The sequence below is a fragment of the Sphingomonas nostoxanthinifaciens genome, from assembly GCF_019930585.1.
GTDB lineage: Bacteria > Pseudomonadota > Alphaproteobacteria > Sphingomonadales > Sphingomonadaceae > Sphingomonas_I > Sphingomonas_I nostoxanthinifaciens.
The window spans coordinates 553,018-574,544 of the sequence record NZ_CP082839.1; the positions used below are offsets into that span (position 1 = coordinate 553,018).

16 protein-coding genes and 2 pseudogenes are annotated in these 21,527 nt (G+C 67.8%); 15 read left to right on the plus strand and 3 right to left on the minus strand.

Annotated elements, in window-relative coordinates; genetic code table 11:
* The first annotated feature begins 16 nt into the window (after window positions 1-16).
* The 13 genes and pseudogenes from K8P63_RS02510 to K8P63_RS02570 all read left to right on the plus strand — a co-directional run bounded on the left by K8P63_RS02510 (window position 17) and on the right by K8P63_RS02570 (window position 12,630).
* The gene (locus K8P63_RS02510) at window positions 17-502 is read left to right on the plus strand and encodes an ExbD/TolR family protein (protein ID WP_223798312.1); all 486 of its coding nucleotides are present in this window, start codon (window positions 17-19) and stop codon (window positions 500-502) included.
* 6 nt (window positions 503-508) lie between these two features.
* The gene (locus K8P63_RS02515) at window positions 509-931 is read left to right on the plus strand and encodes an ExbD/TolR family protein (protein WP_223798313.1); all 423 of its coding nucleotides are present in this window, start codon (window positions 509-511) and stop codon (window positions 929-931) included.
* 276 nt (window positions 932-1,207) lie between these two features.
* Complete coding sequence (locus tag K8P63_RS02520; RefSeq protein WP_223798314.1) at window positions 1,208-1,390, plus strand: CsbD family protein; 183 nt, start codon at window positions 1,208-1,210, stop codon at window positions 1,388-1,390.
* A 129-nt stretch (window positions 1,391-1,519) separates the two neighbouring features.
* Window positions 1,520-2,125 carry a glycerol-3-phosphate 1-O-acyltransferase PlsY gene (gene plsY / locus K8P63_RS02525; RefSeq protein ID WP_223798315.1) on the plus strand — a complete coding sequence of 202 codons (606 nt, stop codon included), beginning with the start codon at window positions 1,520-1,522 and terminating at the stop codon, window positions 2,123-2,125.
* Window positions 2,126-2,130: 5 nt separating this feature from the next.
* Window positions 2,131-3,212 (plus strand): annotated as a pseudogene (gene dprA, locus K8P63_RS02530) (DNA-processing protein DprA).
* Window positions 3,213-3,283: 71 nt separating this feature from the next.
* A complete protein-coding gene (gene topA / locus K8P63_RS02535) occupies window positions 3,284-5,857 on the plus strand; it encodes a type I DNA topoisomerase (RefSeq protein WP_223798316.1) in 2,574 nt (857 codons plus the stop codon).
* A gap of 120 nt (window positions 5,858-5,977) precedes the next feature.
* A pseudogene (locus K8P63_RS02540) lies at window positions 5,978-6,297 on the plus strand (GIY-YIG nuclease family protein).
* 108 nt (window positions 6,298-6,405) lie between these two features.
* Window positions 6,406-7,722, plus strand: coding sequence for a proline--tRNA ligase (gene proS, locus K8P63_RS02545; RefSeq protein WP_223798317.1), 1,317 nt, complete (start codon window positions 6,406-6,408; stop codon window positions 7,720-7,722).
* Between the two features lie 103 nt (window positions 7,723-7,825).
* Complete coding sequence (locus tag K8P63_RS02550; protein ID WP_223799698.1) at window positions 7,826-9,073, plus strand: lipoprotein-releasing ABC transporter permease subunit; 1,248 nt, start codon at window positions 7,826-7,828, stop codon at window positions 9,071-9,073.
* Window positions 9,066-9,737 carry an ABC transporter ATP-binding protein gene (locus tag K8P63_RS02555; RefSeq protein WP_223798318.1) on the plus strand — a complete coding sequence of 224 codons (672 nt, stop codon included), beginning with the start codon at window positions 9,066-9,068 and terminating at the stop codon, window positions 9,735-9,737. Before K8P63_RS02550 ends, K8P63_RS02555 begins: the two co-directional genes overlap by 8 nt.
* 84 nt (window positions 9,738-9,821) lie before the next feature.
* The gene (locus K8P63_RS02560; protein WP_223798319.1) at window positions 9,822-11,693 is read left to right on the plus strand and encodes a beta strand repeat-containing protein; all 1,872 of its coding nucleotides are present in this window, start codon (window positions 9,822-9,824) and stop codon (window positions 11,691-11,693) included.
* Complete coding sequence (locus tag K8P63_RS02565) at window positions 11,690-12,193, plus strand: TadE/TadG family type IV pilus assembly protein (protein ID WP_223798320.1); 504 nt, start codon at window positions 11,690-11,692, stop codon at window positions 12,191-12,193. The genes K8P63_RS02560 and K8P63_RS02565 overlap by 4 nt, the downstream gene beginning before the upstream one ends.
* Window positions 12,190-12,630 carry a TadE/TadG family type IV pilus assembly protein gene (locus K8P63_RS02570; protein WP_223798321.1) on the plus strand — a complete coding sequence of 147 codons (441 nt, stop codon included), beginning with the start codon at window positions 12,190-12,192 and terminating at the stop codon, window positions 12,628-12,630. Before K8P63_RS02565 ends, K8P63_RS02570 begins: the two co-directional genes overlap by 4 nt.
* A 2-nt stretch (window positions 12,631-12,632) precedes the next feature.
* Here K8P63_RS02570 and K8P63_RS02575 read toward each other — a convergent pair whose 3' ends face one another.
* Window positions 12,633-13,139, minus strand: a complete 507-nt coding sequence (locus tag K8P63_RS02575) for a hypothetical protein (protein WP_223798322.1) — start codon at window positions 13,137-13,139, stop codon at window positions 12,633-12,635.
* 65 nt (window positions 13,140-13,204) lie between these two features.
* On the opposite strand from K8P63_RS02575, the gene K8P63_RS02580 reads away from it, so the two are divergent.
* Window positions 13,205-14,560, plus strand: a complete 1,356-nt coding sequence (locus K8P63_RS02580; RefSeq protein ID WP_223798323.1) for a hypothetical protein — start codon at window positions 13,205-13,207, stop codon at window positions 14,558-14,560.
* Window positions 14,561-14,567: 7 nt separating this feature from the next.
* Entirely contained in the window at window positions 14,568-18,062 is a 3,495-nt protein-coding gene (gene dnaE, locus K8P63_RS02585) for a DNA polymerase III subunit alpha (protein WP_223798324.1), read from the plus strand.
* 21 nt (window positions 18,063-18,083) lie between these two features.
* Here the strand turns inward: dnaE and K8P63_RS02590 are convergent, their stop codons facing one another.
* Together K8P63_RS02590 and K8P63_RS02595 are read right to left on the minus strand one after the other, a co-directional pair.
* On the minus strand, window positions 18,084-18,962 hold the full coding sequence (locus tag K8P63_RS02590; RefSeq protein ID WP_223798325.1) for an MBL fold metallo-hydrolase: 879 nt from the start codon (window positions 18,960-18,962) through the stop codon (window positions 18,084-18,086).
* Between the two features lie 208 nt (window positions 18,963-19,170).
* Window positions 19,171-21,459, minus strand: a complete 2,289-nt coding sequence (locus K8P63_RS02595; protein WP_398288305.1) for a GH92 family glycosyl hydrolase — start codon at window positions 21,457-21,459, stop codon at window positions 19,171-19,173.
* Window positions 21,460-21,527: the final 68 nt, after the last annotated feature.

A 21,527-nucleotide genomic window follows, 5' to 3' on the forward strand; every position in this document is an offset into this window, starting at 1 on the left:
ATAGGAATCCTTTCGTATGGCGATGAGTGTCGGTTCCGCCGAAGAAAACGCCCCGATGTCCGACATCAACACGACGCCGCTCGTCGACGTCATGCTGGTGCTCCTCATCATCTTCCTGATTACCGTGCCGGTCGTGATCCAGACGGTCCCGGTTCGCCTTCCGAAGGTCGTCTACGAGCCGACGACCAGCAAGCCCGAGAACGTCGTGCTGTCGATCCGCGGCGACAAGGCCGGTGGTTGCGAAGTCTATTGGGGGCAGACCCGCGTTACCGCGCAGGAACTGCTCGACCGTTCGGTCGCCAAGCTCCGGCTTGAGATTGACAAGCAGGGTGGCCCTAGCGCGCCCGGCCTGGAACTGCCCGAGGTGCACATCCGCGCCGACGTCGATACGCCCTGGCGGTGCATCGGCGGTGCGATGACCAACGTCGCCCGCGCCGGCTTCGCCCGCGTCGGCTTCATCTCGCAGCCGGAACCCGGTACCTATCACTCGGTCGTGGAGTAAGACCTTATGGCAATGAGCTCGGGCTCCGCCGAGGGCGAGCCGATGATGGACATCAACACGACGCCGTTGATCGACGTCATGCTGGTGCTGCTCATCATGTTCATCATCACCATCCCGGTGCAGACCCACGCCGTGAAGCTGGATCTGCCGCAGAACACCAACGCTCCGCCGCCGCCGATCTTGCCGGTCAAGAACGAAGTGCGGGTCGATCCGGCTGGGATCATCTATTGGAACGGTTCGCCGATCAATCTGACGGTCCTGCGCCAGTATCTCGACCAGACCCAGTCGATGAACCCGATCCCGGAGCTGCATCTGCGGCCGGATCCGCAGGCCCGCTACGAGGTCGTCGACGAGGTGCTCGCGGTGACCAAGCGTGCCAACGTGTCCAAGATGGGCTTCATCGGCAACGAGGCTTATGCCGGCCTCTGATTGAGACCGTCGCAAGTGACAGAAGAAGGGCGGGCCGGCTGGCTCGCCCTTTTTTTGTTTGTGCGCTTAGGGAGCAGGCTCTGCAGGTTCGTATCCTTTGATTGTTGCCCCTGCCGATGGGCACTCGCGAGCGCCGCTCCTTGCGATCGAGCCCTGGCGCTCGCGGCACCGCCGCCCCGCGAGCGGTTCATCGCCAACATCAGCCTATGCGCGGAACCCTTGGCGAGGCTGAACGCTGATATTGTCAGATCGCATGGCGCGATCATGGAGGATCCCATGGGTGAACTGACCGACAAGATCAAAGGTGCCGCGAACGAACTGGTCGGCAAGACGAAGCAGGTCGCTGGCGACGCGCTCGACCGTCCCGACATCCAGGCCGAAGGCGTCGCGCAGGAGGCTGCCGGCCACGTCCAGAACGCCAAGGGTGCGGTCAAGGGCGCGCTCGGCGACAAGATCTGAGACCGTCCGCCTGACAGCGATCATGCACCCCGGCCGGTGGCCGGGGTGTTTCGTGTTTGTTCTCACCGCTAATCAAGATCAATTGGCACGCCGTCCGCAATGACCTAGAGCTTATGCTCGGAGGTGGGCGTGTCGGGTCATGTCTGGATTGTGGCGGCGCTAGTCCTCGTCGGCGCCTATCTCGTCGGGTCCATCCCTTTTGGTATCCTGGTCACCCGTGCCGCCGGCGCGGCCGATCCCCGTTCGATCGGTTCGGGCAATATCGGCGCGACCAATGTGCTGCGCACGGGTCGGAAGGGGCTTGCCGCGCTCACGTTGCTGCTGGATGGCGGCAAGGGTGCTGCCGCCGTCCTCATCGTCGAGGCAATTGAGCCAGGCTTCGGTCCGCTCGCGGCGGTCGGCGCCTTCTTCGGGCACGTTTTTCCGCTGTGGCTCGGGTTCAAGGGTGGCAAGGGGGTTGCGACCCTGCTCGGCGTCGTCCTGGCACTTTGCTGGCAGGCCGGGCTTGTAGCATTGGCGGTTTGGCTTCTGGCGACCTTGCTGACGCGATATTCGTCGATCGGTGGCATGAGCGCGGCGATCGCGGCCCCGGTGGCGGCGGCCTTCTTCTTCCGCGCCGATCTCGTCATCATATTGCTCGTGTTCGCGCTGGTTCTCGTGTGGCGGCATGGCGCCAATATCGCCCGATTGCTGGAGGGGACCGAGCCGCGCGTCGGCCGTTCCGCCGACGCCTGACGGGCTTGAGCGATCCTGAGGCCATTGCGCGGCTGCGGCTGATCCGCACGCCGTCGATCGGCCCCGTCACCTATCGCCAACTCCTGCGTCGCTACCCCACCGCATCCGAGGCGCTCGATGCGCTGCCGGCGCTTTCGCGACGTGGCGGCGGCGCTCCCCCACGCGTGACGCCAGCGGTCGAGGTCGAGCAGGAGGTTGCGCGCGTCGCCGCGCTGGGTGCGCGCTATCTGTTTCTGGGCAACCCGATTACCCCACCTTGCTGGCCGAAATCGAGAGCGCGCCGCCCGCGCTGATCGTAAAGGGGCGATCGGATCTGCTCGGCCGCGCATCGGTGGCGATGGTCGGTGCCCGCAACGCCTCTGCAGCGGGGATGCGGTTCGCGCGCATGCTGGCGCACGATCTGTCGCTCGAGCAGCAGGTGGTGGTGTCCGGGCTCGCCCGCGGCATCGATACCGCGGCGCATGCCGGCGCGTTCGACGGCGGCACGATCGCGGTGATCGCCGGCGGGATCGACACGATCTACCCGCCGGAAAATGCCGAGCTGCAGGCGGCGATCGCCGAGCGCGGCCTGCTCATCGCCGAGCAACCGCCGGGCGTCGAACCGCGCGCACGCCATTTCCCCTCGCGCAATCGCATCATCGCCGGGCTCGCGGAGGGCACGGTCGTGATCGAGGCGGCGCCGCAATCGGGCTCGCTCATCACGGCGCGGTTGGCGGCGGAGTCGGGGCGCGAGGTGATGGCGGTGCCGGGCTCGCCGCTCGATCCGCGCGCGCAGGGCTGCAACCAGTTGATCCGTGACGGCGCCATCCTCGTGCAGAATGCCGCCGATGTCCTCGCCAGCCTCAATCCCTTCGGCAGCACCCGCGTCGCCGCACCGCGCGAATCGTTTCAGGCCGCACCCATCGAAGCACCGAGCGATCACGATCGGCGCGCGGTGCTCGACCTGCTTTCACCCACGCCGGTCGCGATCGACGAATTGATCCGCCAGTCCGGCCTGCCCCCGGCGGTCGTCCAGACCGTTCTGCTGGAGCTGGAACTGGCCGATCGGCTCGCCCGTCATGCCGGCGGGCGCATCTCCCGTATCTGACGATGGCTTGACGGCGGGTGCTTCTGGCCGCCACCCTCGCGCGCATAGGCTAGGGATCCCATATAAACGCCATGAAGCTCGTCGTCGTCGAATCTCCGGCCAAGGCCAAGACCATCGAGAAGTATCTCGGACCGGGCCATCGCGTGCTCGCTTCCTACGGTCACGTCCGCGATCTGCCGCCCAAGGACGGGTCGGTGAATCCGGATGACGGCTTCGCGATGGAGTGGGAGCCTTATGCCGACAAGGCCAAGCAGCTCAAGGCGATCGCCGACGAGGCGAAGACCGCGGACTCGCTGATTCTCGCGACCGATCCCGATCGCGAGGGCGAGGCGATTTCGTGGCACGTCCAGGAGGTCTTGCGGAAGAAGAAGGCGCTGCCGAAGCACGTCGAGCGCGTCACCTTCAACGCGATCACCAAGCCGGCGGTGCTGGAGGCGATGGCCAATCCGCGCGCGCTCGACGAGGATCTGATCGACGCCTATCGGGCGCGCCGCGCGCTCGATTATCTGGTCGGTTTCACGCTCTCGCCGGTGCTGTGGCGCAAATTGCCCGGCGCCAAGTCCGCCGGGCGCGTCCAGTCGGTCGCGCTGCGGCTGGTGGTCGATCGCGAGCGCGAGATCGAGCTGTTCCGCGCGCAGGAATATTGGTCTGTCGCGGCCGCGATGGAGCAGGACGGCGTGCCGTTCCTCGCGCGGCTGGTGCGGTGGCGCGGCAACAAGATCGATCGCCTCACGATCGGCAATGGCGGCGATGCCGAAAAGGCGCGTACGGACGTCGAGGCGGGGCGCTTCTCGGTCGTCTCGGTCGAGACCAAGCCGCTCACCCGCAATCCGCCGCCGCCCTTCACCACCTCGACCATCCAGCAGGAGGCGGCGCGCAAGCTCGGCTTCTCGGCCAGCCACACGATGCGCGTGGCGCAGGATCTCTACGAGCAGGGCGCGATCACCTACATGCGGACCGACGGCGTGCAGATGGACGGCAGCGCCATCTCCGCCGCGCGCGCCGCGATCGTCGATCGCTACGACGGCGGCTACGTTCCTGAAAAGCCGCGCCAATATACAGCTAAGGCCAAGAATGCGCAGGAAGCGCACGAGGCGATCCGTCCGACCGAGTTCACCCGTGACAAGGTCGGTTCGGGCGACCATGCCCGCCTGTACGATCTCGTGTGGAAGCGCGCGCTCGCCAGCCAGATGGCGTCGGCGCGGCTGGAGCGCACGACGGTCGAGATGGAAGACGGCACCGGCCAGCATGGGTTGCGCGCGACCGGGCAGGTCGTGCTGTTCCCCGGCTATCTCGCGCTCTACGAAGAGGGCCGCGACGATGCGGAGGACGAGGACGCCAAGCGCCTGCCGCGCATGAGCGAGGGCGACGCCCCCGCCAAGAAGGCGGTGACCGCCGAGCAGCATTTCACCCAGCCGCCGCCGCGTTATTCGGAAGCCAGCCTCGTCAAGAAGATGGAGGAGCTCGGCATCGGCCGCCCCTCCACCTATGCCGCGACGCTGCAGACGCTGAAGGACCGCGACTATGTCGTGCTGGAGAAGAACCGCTTCATCCCGCAGGAAAGCGGCCGGTTGCTGACCAGCTTCCTCGAGCGCTTCTTCGAGAAATACGTCTCCTACGATTTCACCGCCGGGCTGGAGGAGGAGCTGGACGACGTGTCCGGCGGCCGCGCCCAGTGGCAGGCGGTGCTCGACGCCTTCTGGCGCGACTTCAAGCCGAAGACCGCCGAGGTGATGGAGCAGAAGCCGTCCGAGGTGACCGCGGCGCTCGACGAGTTCCTTGCGCCCTATCTGTTTCCCGACAAGGGCGACGGCACCGATCCGCGCGCCTGCCCGTCGTGCGGTAACGGCAAGCTGGCGCTGCGCGGCGGCAAATATGGCGCGTTCGTCGCCTGCTCCAACTATCCCGACTGCAAGTTCACGCGCCGCTTCGCGCAGGGCGGCGGCGAGGCGGCCGAGGCTGATACCGGCCCCGCCGAAATGGGCACCGATCCCGTTTCCGGCGAGCTGGTGACGCGCCGCTCGGGACGGTTCGGGCCGTATATCCAGCTGGGCGACGGCAAGGACGCCAAGCGCGCCTCGATCCCCAAGGACGTGCCCGAGCTCGATCTGCCGATGGCGCTGAAATTGCTGTCGCTGCCGCGCGAGGTGGGCGTCCACCCCGAAAGCGCCAAGCCGATCACCGCCTCGATCGGCCGCTACGGGCCGTATCTTGCGCATGACGGCAAATATGCGCGGCTGGCCTCGACCGCCGAGGTATTCGAGACCGGCATGAACGCCGCGGTGGCGAAGCTCGCCGACGCGGCCAACGGCGGCGCCCGCGCCCGCGGGGCCTCGCGCGAGCCGATCGCGACTTTGGGGGACAGCCCGGTCACGGGCAAGCCGGTGAAGGTGATGGAGGGCCGGTTCGGCCCCTATGTCACCGACGGCGAGACCAACGCGACCCTCCCCAAGGGCACCGACCCCGCCACGCTGGCTGCCGAGGCGGCGCTGACCCTGCTGGCCGAACGCGCCGCGAAGGGGCCGCCCAAGGGCAAGAAGAAGCCCGCGCGCAAGGCACCGGCGAAGGCCGCGGCCAAGAAGGCGCCGGCGAAGAAGGTGGCAGCCAAGGGGGCGGCGGCAAAGGGTGCAGCGGCCGAGAAGTAACCGGCGGCGGCGAGGGAATTGATGGCGACATCGCGCCGTCATGCCAGCGAAAGCTGGCATCTCCAGAGGCGCAGCGCGACCGGGCAATACAATCCTCACGAGATCCCAGCTTTCGCTGGGATGACGGAATGGGCGGGGGGAGTGGCACAGGGCGGTTGGACCTACATCATGACCAACCGTCCGAACGCACGTTGTATGTCGGCGTGACGGCCGACCTCGCCGCAAGAGTGGCTCAGCACCGGATGGGAGATGGATCGTCTTTCTGCCGCCGATACAACCTGACCCTGCTGGTGCATGCCGAGCCGCACGCCACGATGCTTGACGCGATCGCGCGCGAGAAGGCGCTCAAGGCATGGCGGCGGGACTGGAAAGAGGCGTTGGTCGAGGGGAGCAATCCCGACTGGCATGATCTGTCGCGCGACCTGCACCTCGCCTCGTGAGATCCCAGCGTCCGCCGGGATGACGGGCATGACCCATGCACCCTGACGTTGCCCTTCGCGCGTCATCCGCCTAAGCACCGGCGCTTCCGACGCAGCATCCGGAGCCCCATGCGCCTGTCCCGCTACTTCCTGCCGGTGATGAAGGAATCGCCGGCCGACGCGCAGATCGTCAGCCACAAGCTCATGCTCCGCGCGGGCCTCGTGCGGCAGACGGCGGCGGGGATCTATGCTTGGCTGCCGCTCGGCCTGCGCGTGCTGCAGAAGATCGGGCAGATCGTGCGCGAGGAGCAGGATCGCTCGGGTGCGGTCGAACTGCTGATGCCGACATTGCAGAGCGCCGATCTGTGGCGTCAGTCGGGCCGTTACGACGCCTACGGGCCAGAGATGCTGCGCATCACCGACCGGCACGAGCGCGAGATGCTGTACGGCCCGACGAACGAGGAGATGGTCACCGCCATCTTCCGCGACGCCGCGCGCTCCTATCGCGATCTGCCGCGCACTTTGTACCACATCCAGTGGAAGTTTCGCGACGAGGTGCGCCCGCGCTTCGGCGTGATGCGCGGGCGCGAGTTCCTGATGAAGGACGCCTACAGTTTCGACATGGACGAGGCCGGCGCACGCCACAGCTACAACCGCATGCTCGTCGCCTATCTCAACACCTTCGCGCGGATGGGGCTGCGCGCCATCCCGATGCAGGCCGATACCGGCCCGATCGGCGGCGACCTCAGCCACGAATTCATCGTGCTGGCGCCGACCGGCGAGAGCGACGTCTTCTACCATGCGAATTGGGAGCGGCCGGCCGAGCTTTCGGCGGTGGATTTCGAGAATGTCGCCGGGCTGCAGGCGATCGTCGACGGCTATACCGCCGATTATGCCGCGACCGATGAGAAGCGCGACGAAGCGCGCGAGGCGGAGGCCGGCGACGCGCTGCGCCAGTCGCGCGGGGTCGAGGTCGGCCACATCTTCTACTTCGGCACCAAATATTCGGATCCGATGGGGTTGCGCGTTCAGGGTGCCGACGGATCCGAGGTGATGCCGCACATGGGCAGCTACGGCATCGGCGTGAGCCGGCTGATGGGCGCGATCATCGAGGCGAGCCACGACGACAAGGGGATCGTCTGGCCCGAGGCGGTGGCGCCGTACAAGGTCGGCCTCATCAACATGCGGGCCGACGATGCTGCCTGCGCGACGGCGGCGGACGATCTCTACGCCAAGCTGCAGGCGGCCGGCGTCGAGGTGCTGTATGACGACCGCGACGAGCGGGGCGGCGCCAAGTTCGCGACGATGGACCTGATCGGCCTGCCCTGGCAGATCGTCGTCGGCCCGAAGGGGCTGGCGAACGGGGTGGTGGAGCTGAAGCGTCGCGCCGACGGCGAGCGCATCGAACTGTCGGCCGCCGACGCGGTGGCGAAGGTCGCGGGGTGAAACGGGTTCGTCATCCCAGCGCACGCTGGGATCTCCCGCTAGCAAGCGCGACTCCCGCCGCACGAGATCCCAGCCTTCGCTGGGATGACGGCTGGTCGGGGCTATTATGCTGACCCGCTACGAACGCACCGTCGCGCGGCGCTACCTTTGGCCCGGTCGCGGCGAGGGGATCATCGCGGTCGTCGCCGGTTTCTCGCTGCTGGGCGTCACGCTCGGCGTCGCCGCGCTCGTGATCGTGATGAGCGTGATGAACGGCTTCCGCGCCGAATTGTTCGACAAGACGATCGCGCTCAACGGCCATGCGGTCATTCAGGGCTATGGCAACCGGCTCGACGATTGGCGCCGCGTCGCCGAGGTCGCGCGCAGGACGCCCGGCGTGGTCTCCGCCACCCCGCTGATCGAACAGCCGCTGATGAGCAGTCACGAAGGCCGGGTGGAAGGCGTCGTCGTGCGCGGCATGGCGCTGCCAGATCTGCGCGGCTCGGCGATCGCGCGCAAGATCGTCACCGGCTCGCTCGCCGAGGTGACGCCGGGCTCGGGCAATGTCGCGATCGGGGCGCGGCTGGCCGAGGCGCTGGGCGTCCAGGTCGGCGGCCAGATCAGCCTCATCAACCCTGCCGGGCCGTCGACGCCGTTCGGCACCGCGCCGCGCATCGTCTCCTATCGCGTCGCGGCGACCTTCGAGGTCGGCATCTACGATTATGACAACACCTTCGTCGTGATGCCGATCGCCGATGCGCAGACCTTGCTGCTGCTGGGCGATGCGGTCGGCATGATCGAGGTGAAGACGGTCGATGCCGATCGCGTGGGCGCGATCCTCGCGCCGCTCGCTCCGCAGGTCCGCGGCGACGCGGTCATTTCCGACTGGCGGCAGATGAACAGTTCGCTGTTCGAGGCGCTGCAGGTCGAGCGGGTGACGATGTTCATCATCCTGTCGATCATCATCGTCGTCGCCGCGTTCAACATCCTGTCCTCGCTCATCATGCTGGTACGCGCCAAGACGCGCGACATCGCCATCCTGCGCACGATGGGCGCGACGCGCGGCGCGCTGGTGCGAATCTTCCTGATGGTCGGGATGTCGATCGGCGTGCTCGGCACGCTCGGCGGCCTCGCCCTCGCCTGGATCGCGCTGCGCTATCGCCAGCCGGCGGTCGATCTGGTGCAGCGGCTGACGGGGCAGAATCTGTGGGATCCGTCGGTGCGGTTCCTCACCGAATTGCCGTCGCGGACCGACCCGGTCGAGGTGACCGCGATCGTGATCATGACGATGGTGCTCGCCTTCCTCTTCACCCTCTATCCCGCGCTGCGCGCGGCGCGCACCGATCCGGTGCAGGTGCTGCGCTATGAGTGAGCCGCTGGTCGTCACCGGCCTCGCCCGCTCGTTCGAGCAGGGCGGCAAGCGGATCGACGTGCTGCGCGGCGTCGATCTGGCGGTGCGCGCGGGCGAGATCGTGGGGCTGCTCGGTCCCTCGGGCTCGGGCAAGTCGACCCTGTTGCAGGCGGTGGGGCTGCTCGAGGGCGGCTTCGACGGATCGATCCGCATCGCCGGCGAGGAAGCCGGCAAGCTCGGCGACGACGGCCGCACCCGGTTGCGGCGCGAGGCGCTGGGCTTCGTCTATCAATTCCATCATCTGCTGCCGGACTTCACGGCGGAAGAGAATGTGGTGCTGCCGCAGCTGATCCGCGGCCACGATCCGGCGGCGGCGGGGGAGCGCGCGCGCACCCTGCTCGACGCGCTGGGCCTGGCCGAACGGCGCGACCACCGGCCCGCGCAATTGTCGGGCGGCGAGCAGCAGCGCGTCGCGGTGGCGCGTGCGCTCGCCAACCGCCCGGCTCTGGTGCTGGCCGACGAGCCCACCGGTAATCTCGACGAGGCGACCGCCGATCGCGTGCTGGCCGAATTGCTGCGGCTGGTGCGCGGCGAGGGCGCGGCGGCGCTGATCGCGACGCATAACGAGCGGCTCGCCGCGCGAATGGATCGCGTCGTGCGGTTGTACGAAGGGCTGCTCGCCTGAGGTTACCGACGGGTAACCTTTCCGCTTAATCCGCATTTTACAGCCTTCATGCAAATCCCGTGAGCGATCGGGGATGTGCTGACAGTGCGCTGGTTTCTGAAATTGGTGCGCGCCGAGAGAGGCTCCGTGCTCGTGCTGGGCGCGTTATCGCTCACGTCGCTGCTCGGCATGACCGGCCTCGCGGTCGAGGCGTCCAACGGCTATGCCGTCAAGGTGCGCGATCAGCGCGTCAGCGACATGGCGGCGCTGGCCGCCGCCGTCGCCTATAAGAGCTCGTCGAGCCTGACGATCGCGCAGAAGGTGGCGAGCGACGTCGTCACCGCGAGCGGCCTCAGCGCGTCAAACGCGACGATCGCGCCGGATTCGACCACCAGCCCCACGCAGATCACCGTTTCGCTGACCGTGGCGGTGCCGATCCGCCTCGCTGCCGCAATTTCCAGTACGGCGAGCTACAACGTCACGAACAGCGCGACCGCGTCGCTGTCGACCGGCAGCCCGAGCGCCAGCCTCGCCTGCATCACCGCGTTGGGATCGAGCGGGAACACCGTATCGTCCGACGGCGGCGCCAGCATCCTGGCAAGCGGTTGCGCGATCAGCACCAATGGCGGCGTCTCTTCGTCGAACACCAGCGCGACCGTCACCGCCAAGCAGATCACCGCATCGGCGATCAACGACGCCTCGGCATCGTGGGGCGGGCAGGGCATCATCACGACGCCCACCGCGAAGAACTGGACGGTCAAGGCCAACGGCGCCAGCGACGGCATCCTGACCGGCAACACCGCGATCAAGAACGCGCTGTGCCTCGTCAACAAGCTGACCGGCACCGGCGACAGCGATTATAGCGACAGCAACACCAACTGCACGACCGCTTTGGTGTCGCCCGTGACGAACAAGGTCAATGGTGGCCAGTCGGTCACCTTCTCGTCGAGCAATCCGGCTCCGCAGATCGCGGCTTACTGGAACAGCAGCACCAGCACCTACACGATGCCGGCCGGCACCTATAAATATTCGTCGATCACCGTCAGCGGCGGCGTGACCGTCAACTTCACCGGTCCCGTGACTCTGTCGGCCGGATCGATCGACATGAGCGGCAACGGCATGACGATCGGCGACGGCGCGGTCACGGTCGAGGGGACGTTCGGCTTCAACAGCGGCAGCACCATCACCATCGGCAACGGTTCGCACAGCTTCGGCTCGCTGGCGGTCACTGGCGGGCGCACGTTGCGCATGGGGACGGGCGATCTCAACGTCACCGGCGCGCTGACCGAATCGGGCGGCAGCTTCATCTACATCAACACCGCCGCCGGCAATTCGATCGTGATCGGCAATAGCGGCAGCACCGGCATCGACGTGGAGGGCGGCTCGAAGCTGTGCTTCACGTCCGATTGCTCGACGCCGACCGCAGCCGCCACGACCTTCAGCGTCAACGGCACGATCACGACCGCCGGCGGCAGCACGCTGGTCCTGCCGATCGCGCCGACCCACGTCATCAACGGCGACCTCACGCTCAACGGCAGTTCGATCCTCGGCTCGGGCCTCTATGTCATCAAGGGCGGCTTCACGAACAATACCGGTGGCACGATGACCGGTAACGCGGTCACCTTCGCGCTGGGCGGCACCTTCACCTTGTCGGGCGGCACCTCGCTCGATCTGGCGGCGCCGACCGGCTCCAGCAGCTACGGCATCACCGACGTGCTGGTCGCCACGAAGTCCACCGCGGCCACCACGATCGGCGGCGGCAGCGCCGACAAATATTCGGGGCTGTTCTACGCACCCAAATCGCCAATGTCGCTGTCGGGCGGCTCGTCCATTTCGACCAACGGCTCGGCGTGCCTGATGGTGATGGTGCTGTCGGTCTCGTCGACCGGATCGGGCACGCTGAACGCCTCGAATTGCAGCGGGGTTTCGACCGGGTCGTCCAGTGCGAGTTCCGGCACGCTGGCGTTGATCCGATGAGGCGCGTCACGGCCCTGCTGCGCGCGCGCAAGGGCAGCGCGACGGTCGAGTTCGCGCTGACATCGCTGTTCCTCTTCGGCGTGCTGGTGGTCGGCCTCGATTTCGCGATGTACGCGCAGCAGAAATTGCGGCTCGGCGATGCTGTGGAGCAGGGGGCGATGATCGCCTTCCGCGCGCGGACCAACGCGCCGACGGTCGATACCAGCGGCATCACCAGCTACATCGCCAGCGTTGCGGGCGGAACACCGACCATCTCGTTCGAATGCAATGGCTCCTCGAGCTGCGGTAGCGGCGCGACACAGAGCGCCTGCGTGTCCGCGCCGGCCGCCGCCAACGGCTGGCCGACCTTCACCGCTTCGACCACGACCTGCGCCAGCGGCGGTTCGCCCGGTTATTATCTCGTGATCCGCGCGACGCGCGTCCATTCGTCGGTGATCGTGCCGGACAAATGGCTGGGCGGGACGACGATCGTGCAGCAGGCGGTGGTACGGCTGTCGTGACGCGACGGTCGATCGGCGATGCGCGCGGCGGGGCGGCGGTGGAGTTCGCGCTGGTGGCGCCGACCTTCCTGATGTTCCTGTTCCTTTTGCTCGACGGCGGGCGGATGATGTTCGCCAAGCAGGCGCTCTACGAGCTGGCCTCTGCATCGGCGCGTTGCGCGGCGGTCAACGCCACCACCTGCCCGCTGACCGGCAGCACGACGGTGAGCGACTGGGCGGCGGCGCGCGGCAAGGCGCGGTCGAACCTCGCGCTCGACCGCACGATGGTAACGGTCACGCAGGTCACCACCGCGACCGCCGGCGTGTGCGGCGGCGTCGCCGGCATGATGAAGTCGACGATCACGATGCCGTTCAAGAAGGGTGCGATGATGTTGCTGCCGCAGGCGGTCGCGCCGGCGAGCCTCGTCGCCACCGCCTGCTTCCCGACGTCGAGCTGATCTCAGCCCTTGCGGCCGGTTGCCGCCAGCGCCAGCAATGCGGTGGACAGGCCGAGCGCCAGCCACAGCACCCCGATCGCGCGCACCGGTCCGACCGGATGATAGAGCATGCCGTCGACCTGATGGAGCGAGACCGTCTCGATCGCGAACAATGTCGCAGTCGCGATCGTCGCCATTGCCGCGCCGCGGAGCGGGACGCTACTCCGGCGCAGGCGATCGAGCACGCGCACTGCGACGTACAGGCCGAGGATCGCCAGCCCGATGATCAGCATGAGTTGGGGCGCCCGTCGGCCGACATAATCGTCGAGCTCGACCAGCCAGTGCGCGGCCGCGAGGCTGAGCCGGTGGCGCGTCATCGCCACCACTTCCGCCGCGAATAGCAGGTTGATGGCGGCGATGACGTTCCAGGCGCGGCTGTCGCGCCGCGTTGCACGGGCGGCGGCAAAGGCGAGCAAAGCCGCCACGCCGAACGCGACGATGCCGGCCGCCTGTGTCGCATTGATCTGCATTCGAGCTCCCTCTATCCGGGTTTGCGGGGAACGTGCCAGCGGCGCGATGCGGGGGAACATCCACGGTGGCGATGGTTGCGGCGTACCTGATCTTTATCGTCGCCGCAGCCCTTTGTTTCGTGCTGATGCCGGTGCGTCGCGCGCTGCTCGCGGTGTTTCTCGGCGGCTGGCTCCTGCTGCCGGTCGGCCATTATCCGCCGTCCGCGCCGATTGGCCGGCTGACCTGGTGGGTCACGGGTGTCGCGGTGCCATCCGATATGCTGGTGACGAAGGCGTGGATCTCCGCGCTCGTGACGCTGCTCGGCGGCTTGGTGCGCGATTTCGCCACGGTGCGTCGCTGGCGACCGGCGCCGATCGATGCCGGCATGGCAGCATGGTGTGTGTGGCCGCTGGTCGACGGCCTGACGGTCGCAACACCGTCGCCGTCGCCGTGGATCGCGAGCCTCTACGTGTCGGGCGTGTGGGGGCTGCCGTGGCTGATCGGCCGGATCTGGTTCGGCGGCCGCACCAACGGCCGCGCGCTGCTGCGCGGGCTGGCGGTGGCCGGGGTCGCATGCCTGCCGATTGCCCTGATGGAGGGGGGGCAGCGGGCATTCCTCTACGATGCCATTTACGGCAATCACCCCTTCCAGGCCGATGGCGTGGCGCGCTACCTTGGCTTCCGGCCACTCGGTTTCTTCGAGCATGGCAATCAATATGGCATCTGGGTCGCGCTCTGCGCGCTCGCGGCGTTGTGGACCGCGGCGGCGCGGCGCGACCGCTCGGACGTGACGACGTGGCGGATCGTGGGCGGGGTCGCGGCGGCGATCGCGCTGGCTTCGCAATCGGTGGGCGCGATCCTGCTGCTGCTGATCGGGCTCGCGATCCTCGCCTGCTGGCGGCTGCGCTTCATCAAGCCGGCGGTGGTCGCGCTCGCTATCCTGATCGTCGCCGCCGGCGCGGTTCATCTGAGCGGCGTCGTTCCGTTGCAGACGATTGCGCGCCAGACCTCCGCCGGGCAGCGCACGCTTGCTTTCTTCCGCGCCGCCGGGCGCCAATCCTTCCTGTGGCGCTTCTCGCAGGATACGCGCACGCTGCCGGCGATGAAGGCCGCTCCGCTCCGGGGGGCGGCGAACTGGGGCTGGTTCGCGCCGTTCAACACCCGGCCGTGGGGCCTCGCGATGCTGATCATCGGGCAATATGGCCTGATCGGCTTCGGCCTGCTGTTCGGGACGCTCGCCGCCGCGGCGTTGGGCGCTATGCTGCGGCTGCGCGTGGCGAGCGTGTGGGCGCGCGATGCGGCAGCGCTGCCGCTGGCGCTGATCGTGATGCTCGCGCTGGCCGACGCGATCCTCAATTCCTTCTTTTTCTTCCCGGCCGTGCTCGCGGCGGGTGCAATCGCGGTGCGGCCGCCTTCACAGAATCGGTGGCGCCCTGCATAGTGAGGCGATGGCGCCCGCCGGATTCGTCCCACTTCGCATCTTCTCTGCCTTCACCATGCTGGAAGGCGCGATCGACCCCAAGGCGATCGCCGCCCGCGCCCGTGCGCTCGGCTTTCCCGCCGCGGCGATCACCGATCGCAACGGTCTCTACGGCGCGATGGCGTTCAGCGATGCGGCGAAGAAGGCCGGCGTGCAGCCGATCATCGGTGCGCTGCTGGGGGTCGCCCGGCCTGGCGGGGCGGAAGGCAAGCCGCCGGTAATCGACTGGCTGGCGCTGCTGGCGCAGGACGAGGCCGGCTACGACAATCTCTGCGCGCTCGTCTCGGCGGCACATCTCGACCGGCCGGATCACGAGGATCCCCACGTTTCGCTCGATCTGCTCACCCGGCGCAGCGATGGCCTGATCGCGCTGACCGGCGCCGGCGACGGCGCGCTCGCCCGATTGCTGGCGGCCGAACAGGTCGAGGCGGCGCAGCGTTACTGTGCCGGGCTGGAGGCCGCCTTCCCCGGCCGGCTCTATATCGAACTGGCCCGGCGCGGCGACGCGGTTGAGGAGGCGGCCGAGGCGGCGCTGATCGACCTCGCTTATGCCCGCGACCTGCCGCTGGTGGCGACCAATCCCGCCAGCTTCGCCGAGGCCGATTTCCACCCCGCGCACGACGTGATGCTGTGCATCGCCAGTTCCTCCTATCTGGAGGTCGCCGAGCGTGTCCGCTCCTCGCCCGAGGCGTGGATGAAGCCGGCCGATACGATGGCGGACCTGTTCGCCGACCTGCCCGAGGCGCTCGCCAACACTTTGGTGGTGGCGCAGCGCTGCGCCGTCGCCGCGCCGAGCCGCAAGCCGATTCTGCCGAGCCTCGCCGGCGATCGCGACGGCGAGGCGGCGATGCTCCGCCGCGACGCGCAGGCTGGGCTGGAGGCGCGGCTGGCCAAGCTCGCGCACCTCGCCGCCGATCGCGACGCCTATTTCACGCGGCTGGAGTTCGAGCTGGATGTCATCGTCCAGATGGGCTTCCCCGGTTACTTCCTGATCGTCGCCGATTTCATCAAGTGGGCGAAGGAACAGGGCATCCCGGTCGGCCCCGGCCGTGGGTCGGGTGCGGGCTCGGTCGTCGCGTGGGCGCTCACGATCACCGATCTCGATCCGCTGGCGCTCGGCCTGCTGTTCGAGCGCTTCCTCAACCCCGAGCGCGTGTCGATGCCCGACTTCGACATCGACTTCTGCGAAACGCGGCGCGGCGAGGTGATCTCGTACGTGCAGGCCAAATATGGCCGCGACCATGTCGCGCAGATCATCACCTTCGGCCGCCTGAAGGCCCGGGCGGTGTTGAAGGATACCGGCCGCGTGCTGCAGATGAGCTACGGCCATGTCGATCGGCTCGCCAAGCTCGTCCCCAACCATCCGACCGATCCGTGGACGCTGGGACGCGCGCTCAACGGCGTGTCCGAGCTTGCCGCCGAGATAAAGGCCGACAAGCAGGTCAAAAGGCTGTTCGATCTGGCGATGAAGCTGGAAGGCCTGCCGCGCCACAGCTCGACCCATGCGGCGGGCGTGGTGATCGGCGATCGGCCGCTCGACCAGCTCGTCCCGCTCTATCGCGATCCGCGCTCGGATTTCCCGGTGACCCAGTTCGACATGAAATATGTCGAGGGTGCGGGCCTCGTGAAGTTCGACTTCCTCGGCCTGAAGACGCTGTCCGTGCTGCAGAAGGCGGTCGAGATGATCGCGCTGCAGGGCGTCGCGCTCGATCTCCCGGCGTTGGAGTGGGACGATGAAGACGTCTACGCTCTGCTCCAGCGCGCCGACACGGTCGGGGTGTTCCAGCTCGAATCTGAAGGCATGCGGCGCACGCTTGCGGCGGTGCGACCGACCAATTTCGGCGACATCATCGCGCTCGTCTCGCTCTACCGGCCGGGTCCGATGGACAACATCCCGATGTTCGGCGACCGCAAGAACGGCCGCGCCGAAATCGAATATCCGCACGCTCTGCTCGAGACGATCCTCGCCGAGACGTACGGCATCTTCGTCTATCAGGAACAGGTTATGCAGGCGGCGCAGATCCTCGCCGGCTATTCGCTCGGTGATGCCGATCTGCTGCGTCGCGCGATGGGCAAGAAGATCCAGGCCGAGATGGATGCGCAGCGCCAGCGCTTCGTCGACGGTTGCGCGTCGACCAACGATATCGCCGCCGCCAAGGCCAACGAGCTGTTCGATTTGATCGACAAGTTTGCCGGCTACGGCTTCAACAAGAGCCACGCTGCTGCCTACGCGCTCGTCTCCTATCACACGGCGTGGGTGAAGGCGCACCACCGGCCGGAATTCTACGCGGCGTCGATGTGCTACGACATCAGCCTGACCGACAAATTGGCGATCTGGGCCGACGATATGCGCCGCTCGGGCGTCGAACTGCTGGCACCCTGCGTCAATGCGAGCGATGCCGAGTTCACGGTCGAGAATGGCGCGGTGCGCTACGGCCTCGGCGCGCTCAAGGGCGTGGGCGAGAAGGCGATGGAGCAGCTCATCGTCGAGCGACGCACCAACGGCCCGTTCAAGAGCCTCGACGATTTCGCCGACCGGGTCGATCCGCGCCTGCTCAACCGCCGTCAGCTCGAAAGCCTCGCCGGTGGCGGGGCGTTCGACGCGCTGGCGCCCGATCGTGCGGCGGTATTCGCGGCGGCCGAGACGATCCTCGCCCATGCCGCCGTCGCGCATGACGGGCGTCACAGCGGGCAGGGCGGGCTGTTCGGCGGCAAGGATGCCGGCGCGCCGCCGATCCGCCTCGTCGCGCAGTCGCGCTGGTCGGTGGCGGAGCGGATGGCGCAGGAGAAGGAGGCGTTCGGCTTCTATTTCTCGGCGCACCCGACCGATCGCTATCGCCACGTCGCGCGCAGCGAAGGTGCGCGCAGCTTCGAGCAATTGTGCCGCATCCCGGTTTCGTCCGAGCCGTCGCGCGACGAGCGCGGGCGGCCGGTGCCGCGCCCGACGCTGCGGATGGCGGCTTTGGTCGAAGAGGCGCGCTGGCGCACCTCGGCGCGCGGCAACCGCTACATGCTCGCCACCTGCTCGGATGCGACCGGGCAGTTCGTGGCCTCAAGCTTCGACGACGATGCGTCGGAGGCACTGGAGGCGGCAGCGCGTACCGGCGACTGCATGCTGCTGACCGTCGAGCTCGATCGGCGGCCCGGCGAGGAGACGCCGCGCGTGACGGTGCGCGGCGCCCGCCCGCTCGATGGCATGACCGCCAATGCGCGGCTGCTGATGGAGATCACGCTGGAGAGCGAGGCGGCGGTAGGGTCGCTCGCGGCGATCCTTGGCCAGCCCGGCGGCGGGCGCGGCGAGGTGGTGTTGGTGGTGCCGGCGGGCGCGGCGCCGGCGCGGCTGCGGATCGGCCGGGGTTATGCGCTCGACGGCGACGTGGTCGAGGCGATCGAGCGGCTGGGCGGTGTCAGCACGGTGACGCTCGAACCGATCGAGCCGCCGCGTCTCGCGCTGGTCAGCTGAAAAAGCCGCGCGCCGGGCGAGTTACGGAACGCCCGGCTCCCAGCGATAGCGGCCATCCGCGCCGGTGATGCGGCCGATGCCCGGGAACGGGAAATGCGGCGCGAACACCAGTTCGTGGCTGGCGGCGAGCTTGGCGAGCAGCGCCATGCGCTGCGCCTTGCCTTCGGCCTTGTCGCTATCATAGCCGATCGCCCAATCGGGCCGGGCGAGGCTGACGATGCTGCTGTGCGCGCTGTCGCCGATGTCGAGCAGCCGGCGGCCGCCCGAGCGGATTTCGTAGAGCGTATGGCCGGGCGTGTGCCCCGGCGCGGCGATGGCGAGGATGCCGGGCACGGGCTCGGTGCCGGCCGCGAAGGTCTGCACCTTGTCGGCGATCGTCGCCACCAGCGCCGCATTGGCGGGGTTGTTCTTCACGAACGCCCATTCGGCCTCGGCCATGCGGATCGTCGCGTTGGGGAAAGCGAGCTTGCCCGGCCCCGCCAGCAGGCCGCCGACATGGTCGCCATGGCCGTGGGTGATAAAGATGTCGGTCACCTGCGGCGGCATCACTTTCGCTGCAGCGAGGCTGGCCGGCAGCATGCCGGTGGCGCGCGGGCCGAGCCCGGTGTCGATCAGGACGATGCGGCCATTGCCCTTCACCAGCAAAGCGTCGACGCCGAGCGTGACCTTGTCGTCCGCCGCGCCCGCATCGCGCAACACCGCCGCCACCGCGGCAGGATTGGTATCGGCCCCGAAGACCGTGCCGTCATTGGGCACGACGTTGAGGGCGTCACGCAGCGCCACGATCTCGACCGCGCCCAGCGCGAAGGATTGAGCGCCCGGCGGTGCGGCGACGGGCGCGGCATGCGCGGCAATCGCCGCGGAGCCGGCCAACAGGAAGATCGCAAACGACCGGCGCATCGGGATCACCTCGCTCGATAAGGCGCGCCATGTCGCGCAAAGCGGCGATCGCGTCCAGCCACAAACAAGTTGCCCCGCCTGCCGGGGGGGAGGGGCAGGCGGGGCGGTGTTGGCGAGATCGAGCGAGCGGGGGGGCAAAGGGCTCGATCTCGTGGGAAAGAACCGTGTTGGCGCGGTATGGTTCCGACCGTTCGAAAGCGGAGCGATTTTATCGTGCGGCGCTCATCGAGAAGGGGCGTGCGATGGGGGCCGTGCCCCATTTGCGGTTCGGCGTCGCCTGCATGGAGAAGCGGAGTTCGCCGCCCGCCATGATCTCGTCGTGACGCAGATAAAGGCGGTCGAGCGGCCGTCCGTTCAACGTCACCCGCCCGATATAAGGATGTGCGTCGTCCAGCGCGTCGGCGACCACGTCGAACGTGCGCCCGTTCGGCAAATGAAGCGTGGCGTGCGCGACGAACGGGCGGCCGATCACATATTCGAGGCTGCCCGGCGTGACCGGGTAGAAACCCAGCGCGGTGAAGACCAGCCACGCCGACATCTGGCCGAGATCGTCATTGCCGGCGAGGCCGTCGGGCGTCGGCTTGTATTGGCTGTCGACGATCTGCTTCAGCCGCGCCTGCGTCCGCCACGGCGCGCCAGCATAATCGTAGAGATAGGCGACGTGGTGGCTCGGTTCGTTGCCGTGAATATATTGCCCGATCAGCCCGGCGATATCCTCCGAGTCCGAATAATCGACCTTGCTGTTGTCATAGTCGAACATCGCGTCGAGCTTGGCGACGGTGCGTGCATCGCCGCCGAGCGCGCGGACGAGGCCGGCCTCGTCCTGCGGCATGAACCAGCTATATTGCCAGGCATTGCCCTCGGTATAATCCGAGCCATATTTGATCGAGACTGGGTCGAACGGTGCGCGAAATGCGCCGTCGGCCAGCCGCGCGCGCACCCAGCCGCTCTTGGCATCGAAGCCGTTGCGCCAGTTGCCGGCGCGCTTCGTAAAGGTCGCCGCCACGTCGCTGCGCCCCATCGCCTGCGCCATGCGCGCGATGGTCCAGTCGTCATAGGCATATTCGACCGTCTTGGATGCCGCCTCCGGCTCGTGGTCCACGGCCACATAGCCCAGCTTCATATAATCGCCCAGGCCGCCATAGGGCGCGTAGGTCGCGCTCGCGACCATCGCGTCCAGTGCCTCCTTCGGGTCGAAGCCGCCAATGCCCTTCAGATAGGCGTCGGCGATCACCGGCACGGCGTGATAGCCGATCATCGTCCACGTCTCGCGGCCCTGAAACTGCCAAACCGGCAGGATGCCGAACGGGCTCGCCTTGCGGCTCTCGATCAGCGAGCGGACGACGTCGGTGGTGGTCTGCGCCGGCTGGATAAGCGTCAGCAGCGGATGCTCGGCGCGGAACGTGTCCCACAGCGAAAAGCTGGAGCGCACGGTGAAGCCCTGCGCCTGATGCACCTGATTGTCGGGCCCGCGCCAGCGCCCGTCGCTGTCGCTCGCCACCGACGGCGCCAGCAACGTGTGGTAGAGCGCGGTGGCGACGCTGCGCTCCATCGCCGGGGGCGCGGTGACGTCGATCGCGCCGAGCGCCTGCTCCCATGCGCTGCGTGTCCTGGCGCGGATCGCGTCGAAGTCGCCCGGCTCGCTCGCCAGATTGGCGATCGCGCCGGCTTCGTCGACCGAGGAGAGTGCGACCTTCACCTCGATCGGCCGCGTCTCCCGGCCGAAATCGAAGCGCGCGACGATCGCGCGGCCCTGCCGTTCGGCGACATTATCGGTGCCGCGCCCGGGTCCCTGGAAGCCCTTATAGGGCACATCGCTTTCGGTGTTGACGAAGGCGTGGCCTGTCGGCGCGGTGTCGAACCGCATCGCGAAGCACAGGATGCGGTCGGGCGCCCAGCCGCGCGTCTGGCGACAGCCGGTGACGATGCCGTCCTCGCGCTGGCGGATCGACGACCACAAGGTCTTGCCCGGATAATCGTAGAGCGAGGTGCGCAGATCGAGCAGCAGATGCGCTTCGCTGCCCTGCTGGAAGGTGTAGCGGTGGACGCCGACGCGCGTGCCGGCGGTCAGCTCGGCGCGCACCTGCCGATCGGCCAGCGTCACGGCATAATAGCCTGGCTGCGCCATCTCGCTCGCATGGTCGAACGGCGCGCGATAATGGTCGCGATCCAGCGGCACGTTGGACCCCGCCACCGGCATGACGAGGAAATCGCCGAGGTCGGAATGGCCGGCGCCCGAGAAATGCGTGTGGCTGAAGCCGTCGATCGTGCGGTCTTCGTGGCGATAGCCCGCCGCCCATTTGTAGCAGGCACGGATCACGCAGGCGGTGTTGGTGTCGGGCGAAAGCTGCACCATCCCGAACGGCGCCACAGCGCCAGGAAAGGTATGACCCTCGCCGCCGGTGCCGATGAACGGATCGACCTTGTCGTAGGTCGACGCCGCGACGGCGGGGGTGGCGAGGAGGAGAGCAATTGAAGGGAGGAGATGCATCTGCATGTCCTATCCGAAAGGACATGGCGAGATCATCCCCGTTCGTGCTGAGGAGAGGCCGAGCGAAGTCCAAG

Excerpts from the sequence above, each read along its gene's own strand:
- K8P63_RS02510 (WP_223798312.1), top strand. The coding sequence starts at position 17 with ATGGCGATGAGTGTCGGTTCCGCCGAAGAAAACGCCCCGATGTCCGAC.
- K8P63_RS02515 (WP_223798313.1), top strand. The coding sequence starts at position 509 with ATGGCAATGAGCTCGGGCTCCGCCGAGGGCGAGCCGATGATGGACATC.
- K8P63_RS02520 (WP_223798314.1), top strand. The coding sequence starts at position 1,208 with ATGGGTGAACTGACCGACAAGATCAAAGGTGCCGCGAACGAACTGGTC.
- topA (WP_223798316.1), top strand. The coding sequence starts at position 3,284 with ATGAAGCTCGTCGTCGTCGAATCTCCGGCCAAGGCCAAGACCATCGAG.
- proS (WP_223798317.1), top strand. The coding sequence starts at position 6,406 with ATGCGCCTGTCCCGCTACTTCCTGCCGGTGATGAAGGAATCGCCGGCC.
- K8P63_RS02555 (WP_223798318.1), top strand. The coding sequence starts at position 9,066 with ATGAGTGAGCCGCTGGTCGTCACCGGCCTCGCCCGCTCGTTCGAGCAG.
- K8P63_RS02565 (WP_223798320.1), top strand. The coding sequence starts at position 11,690 with ATGAGGCGCGTCACGGCCCTGCTGCGCGCGCGCAAGGGCAGCGCGACG.
- K8P63_RS02575 (WP_223798322.1), bottom strand. The coding sequence starts at position 13,139 with ATGCAGATCAATGCGACACAGGCGGCCGGCATCGTCGCGTTCGGCGTG.
- dnaE (WP_223798324.1), top strand. The coding sequence starts at position 14,568 with ATGGCGCCCGCCGGATTCGTCCCACTTCGCATCTTCTCTGCCTTCACC.
- K8P63_RS02590 (WP_223798325.1), bottom strand. The coding sequence starts at position 18,962 with ATGCGCCGGTCGTTTGCGATCTTCCTGTTGGCCGGCTCCGCGGCGATT.
- K8P63_RS02595 (WP_398288305.1), bottom strand. The coding sequence starts at position 21,459 with ATGCAGATGCATCTCCTCCCTTCAATTGCTCTCCTCCTCGCCACCCCC.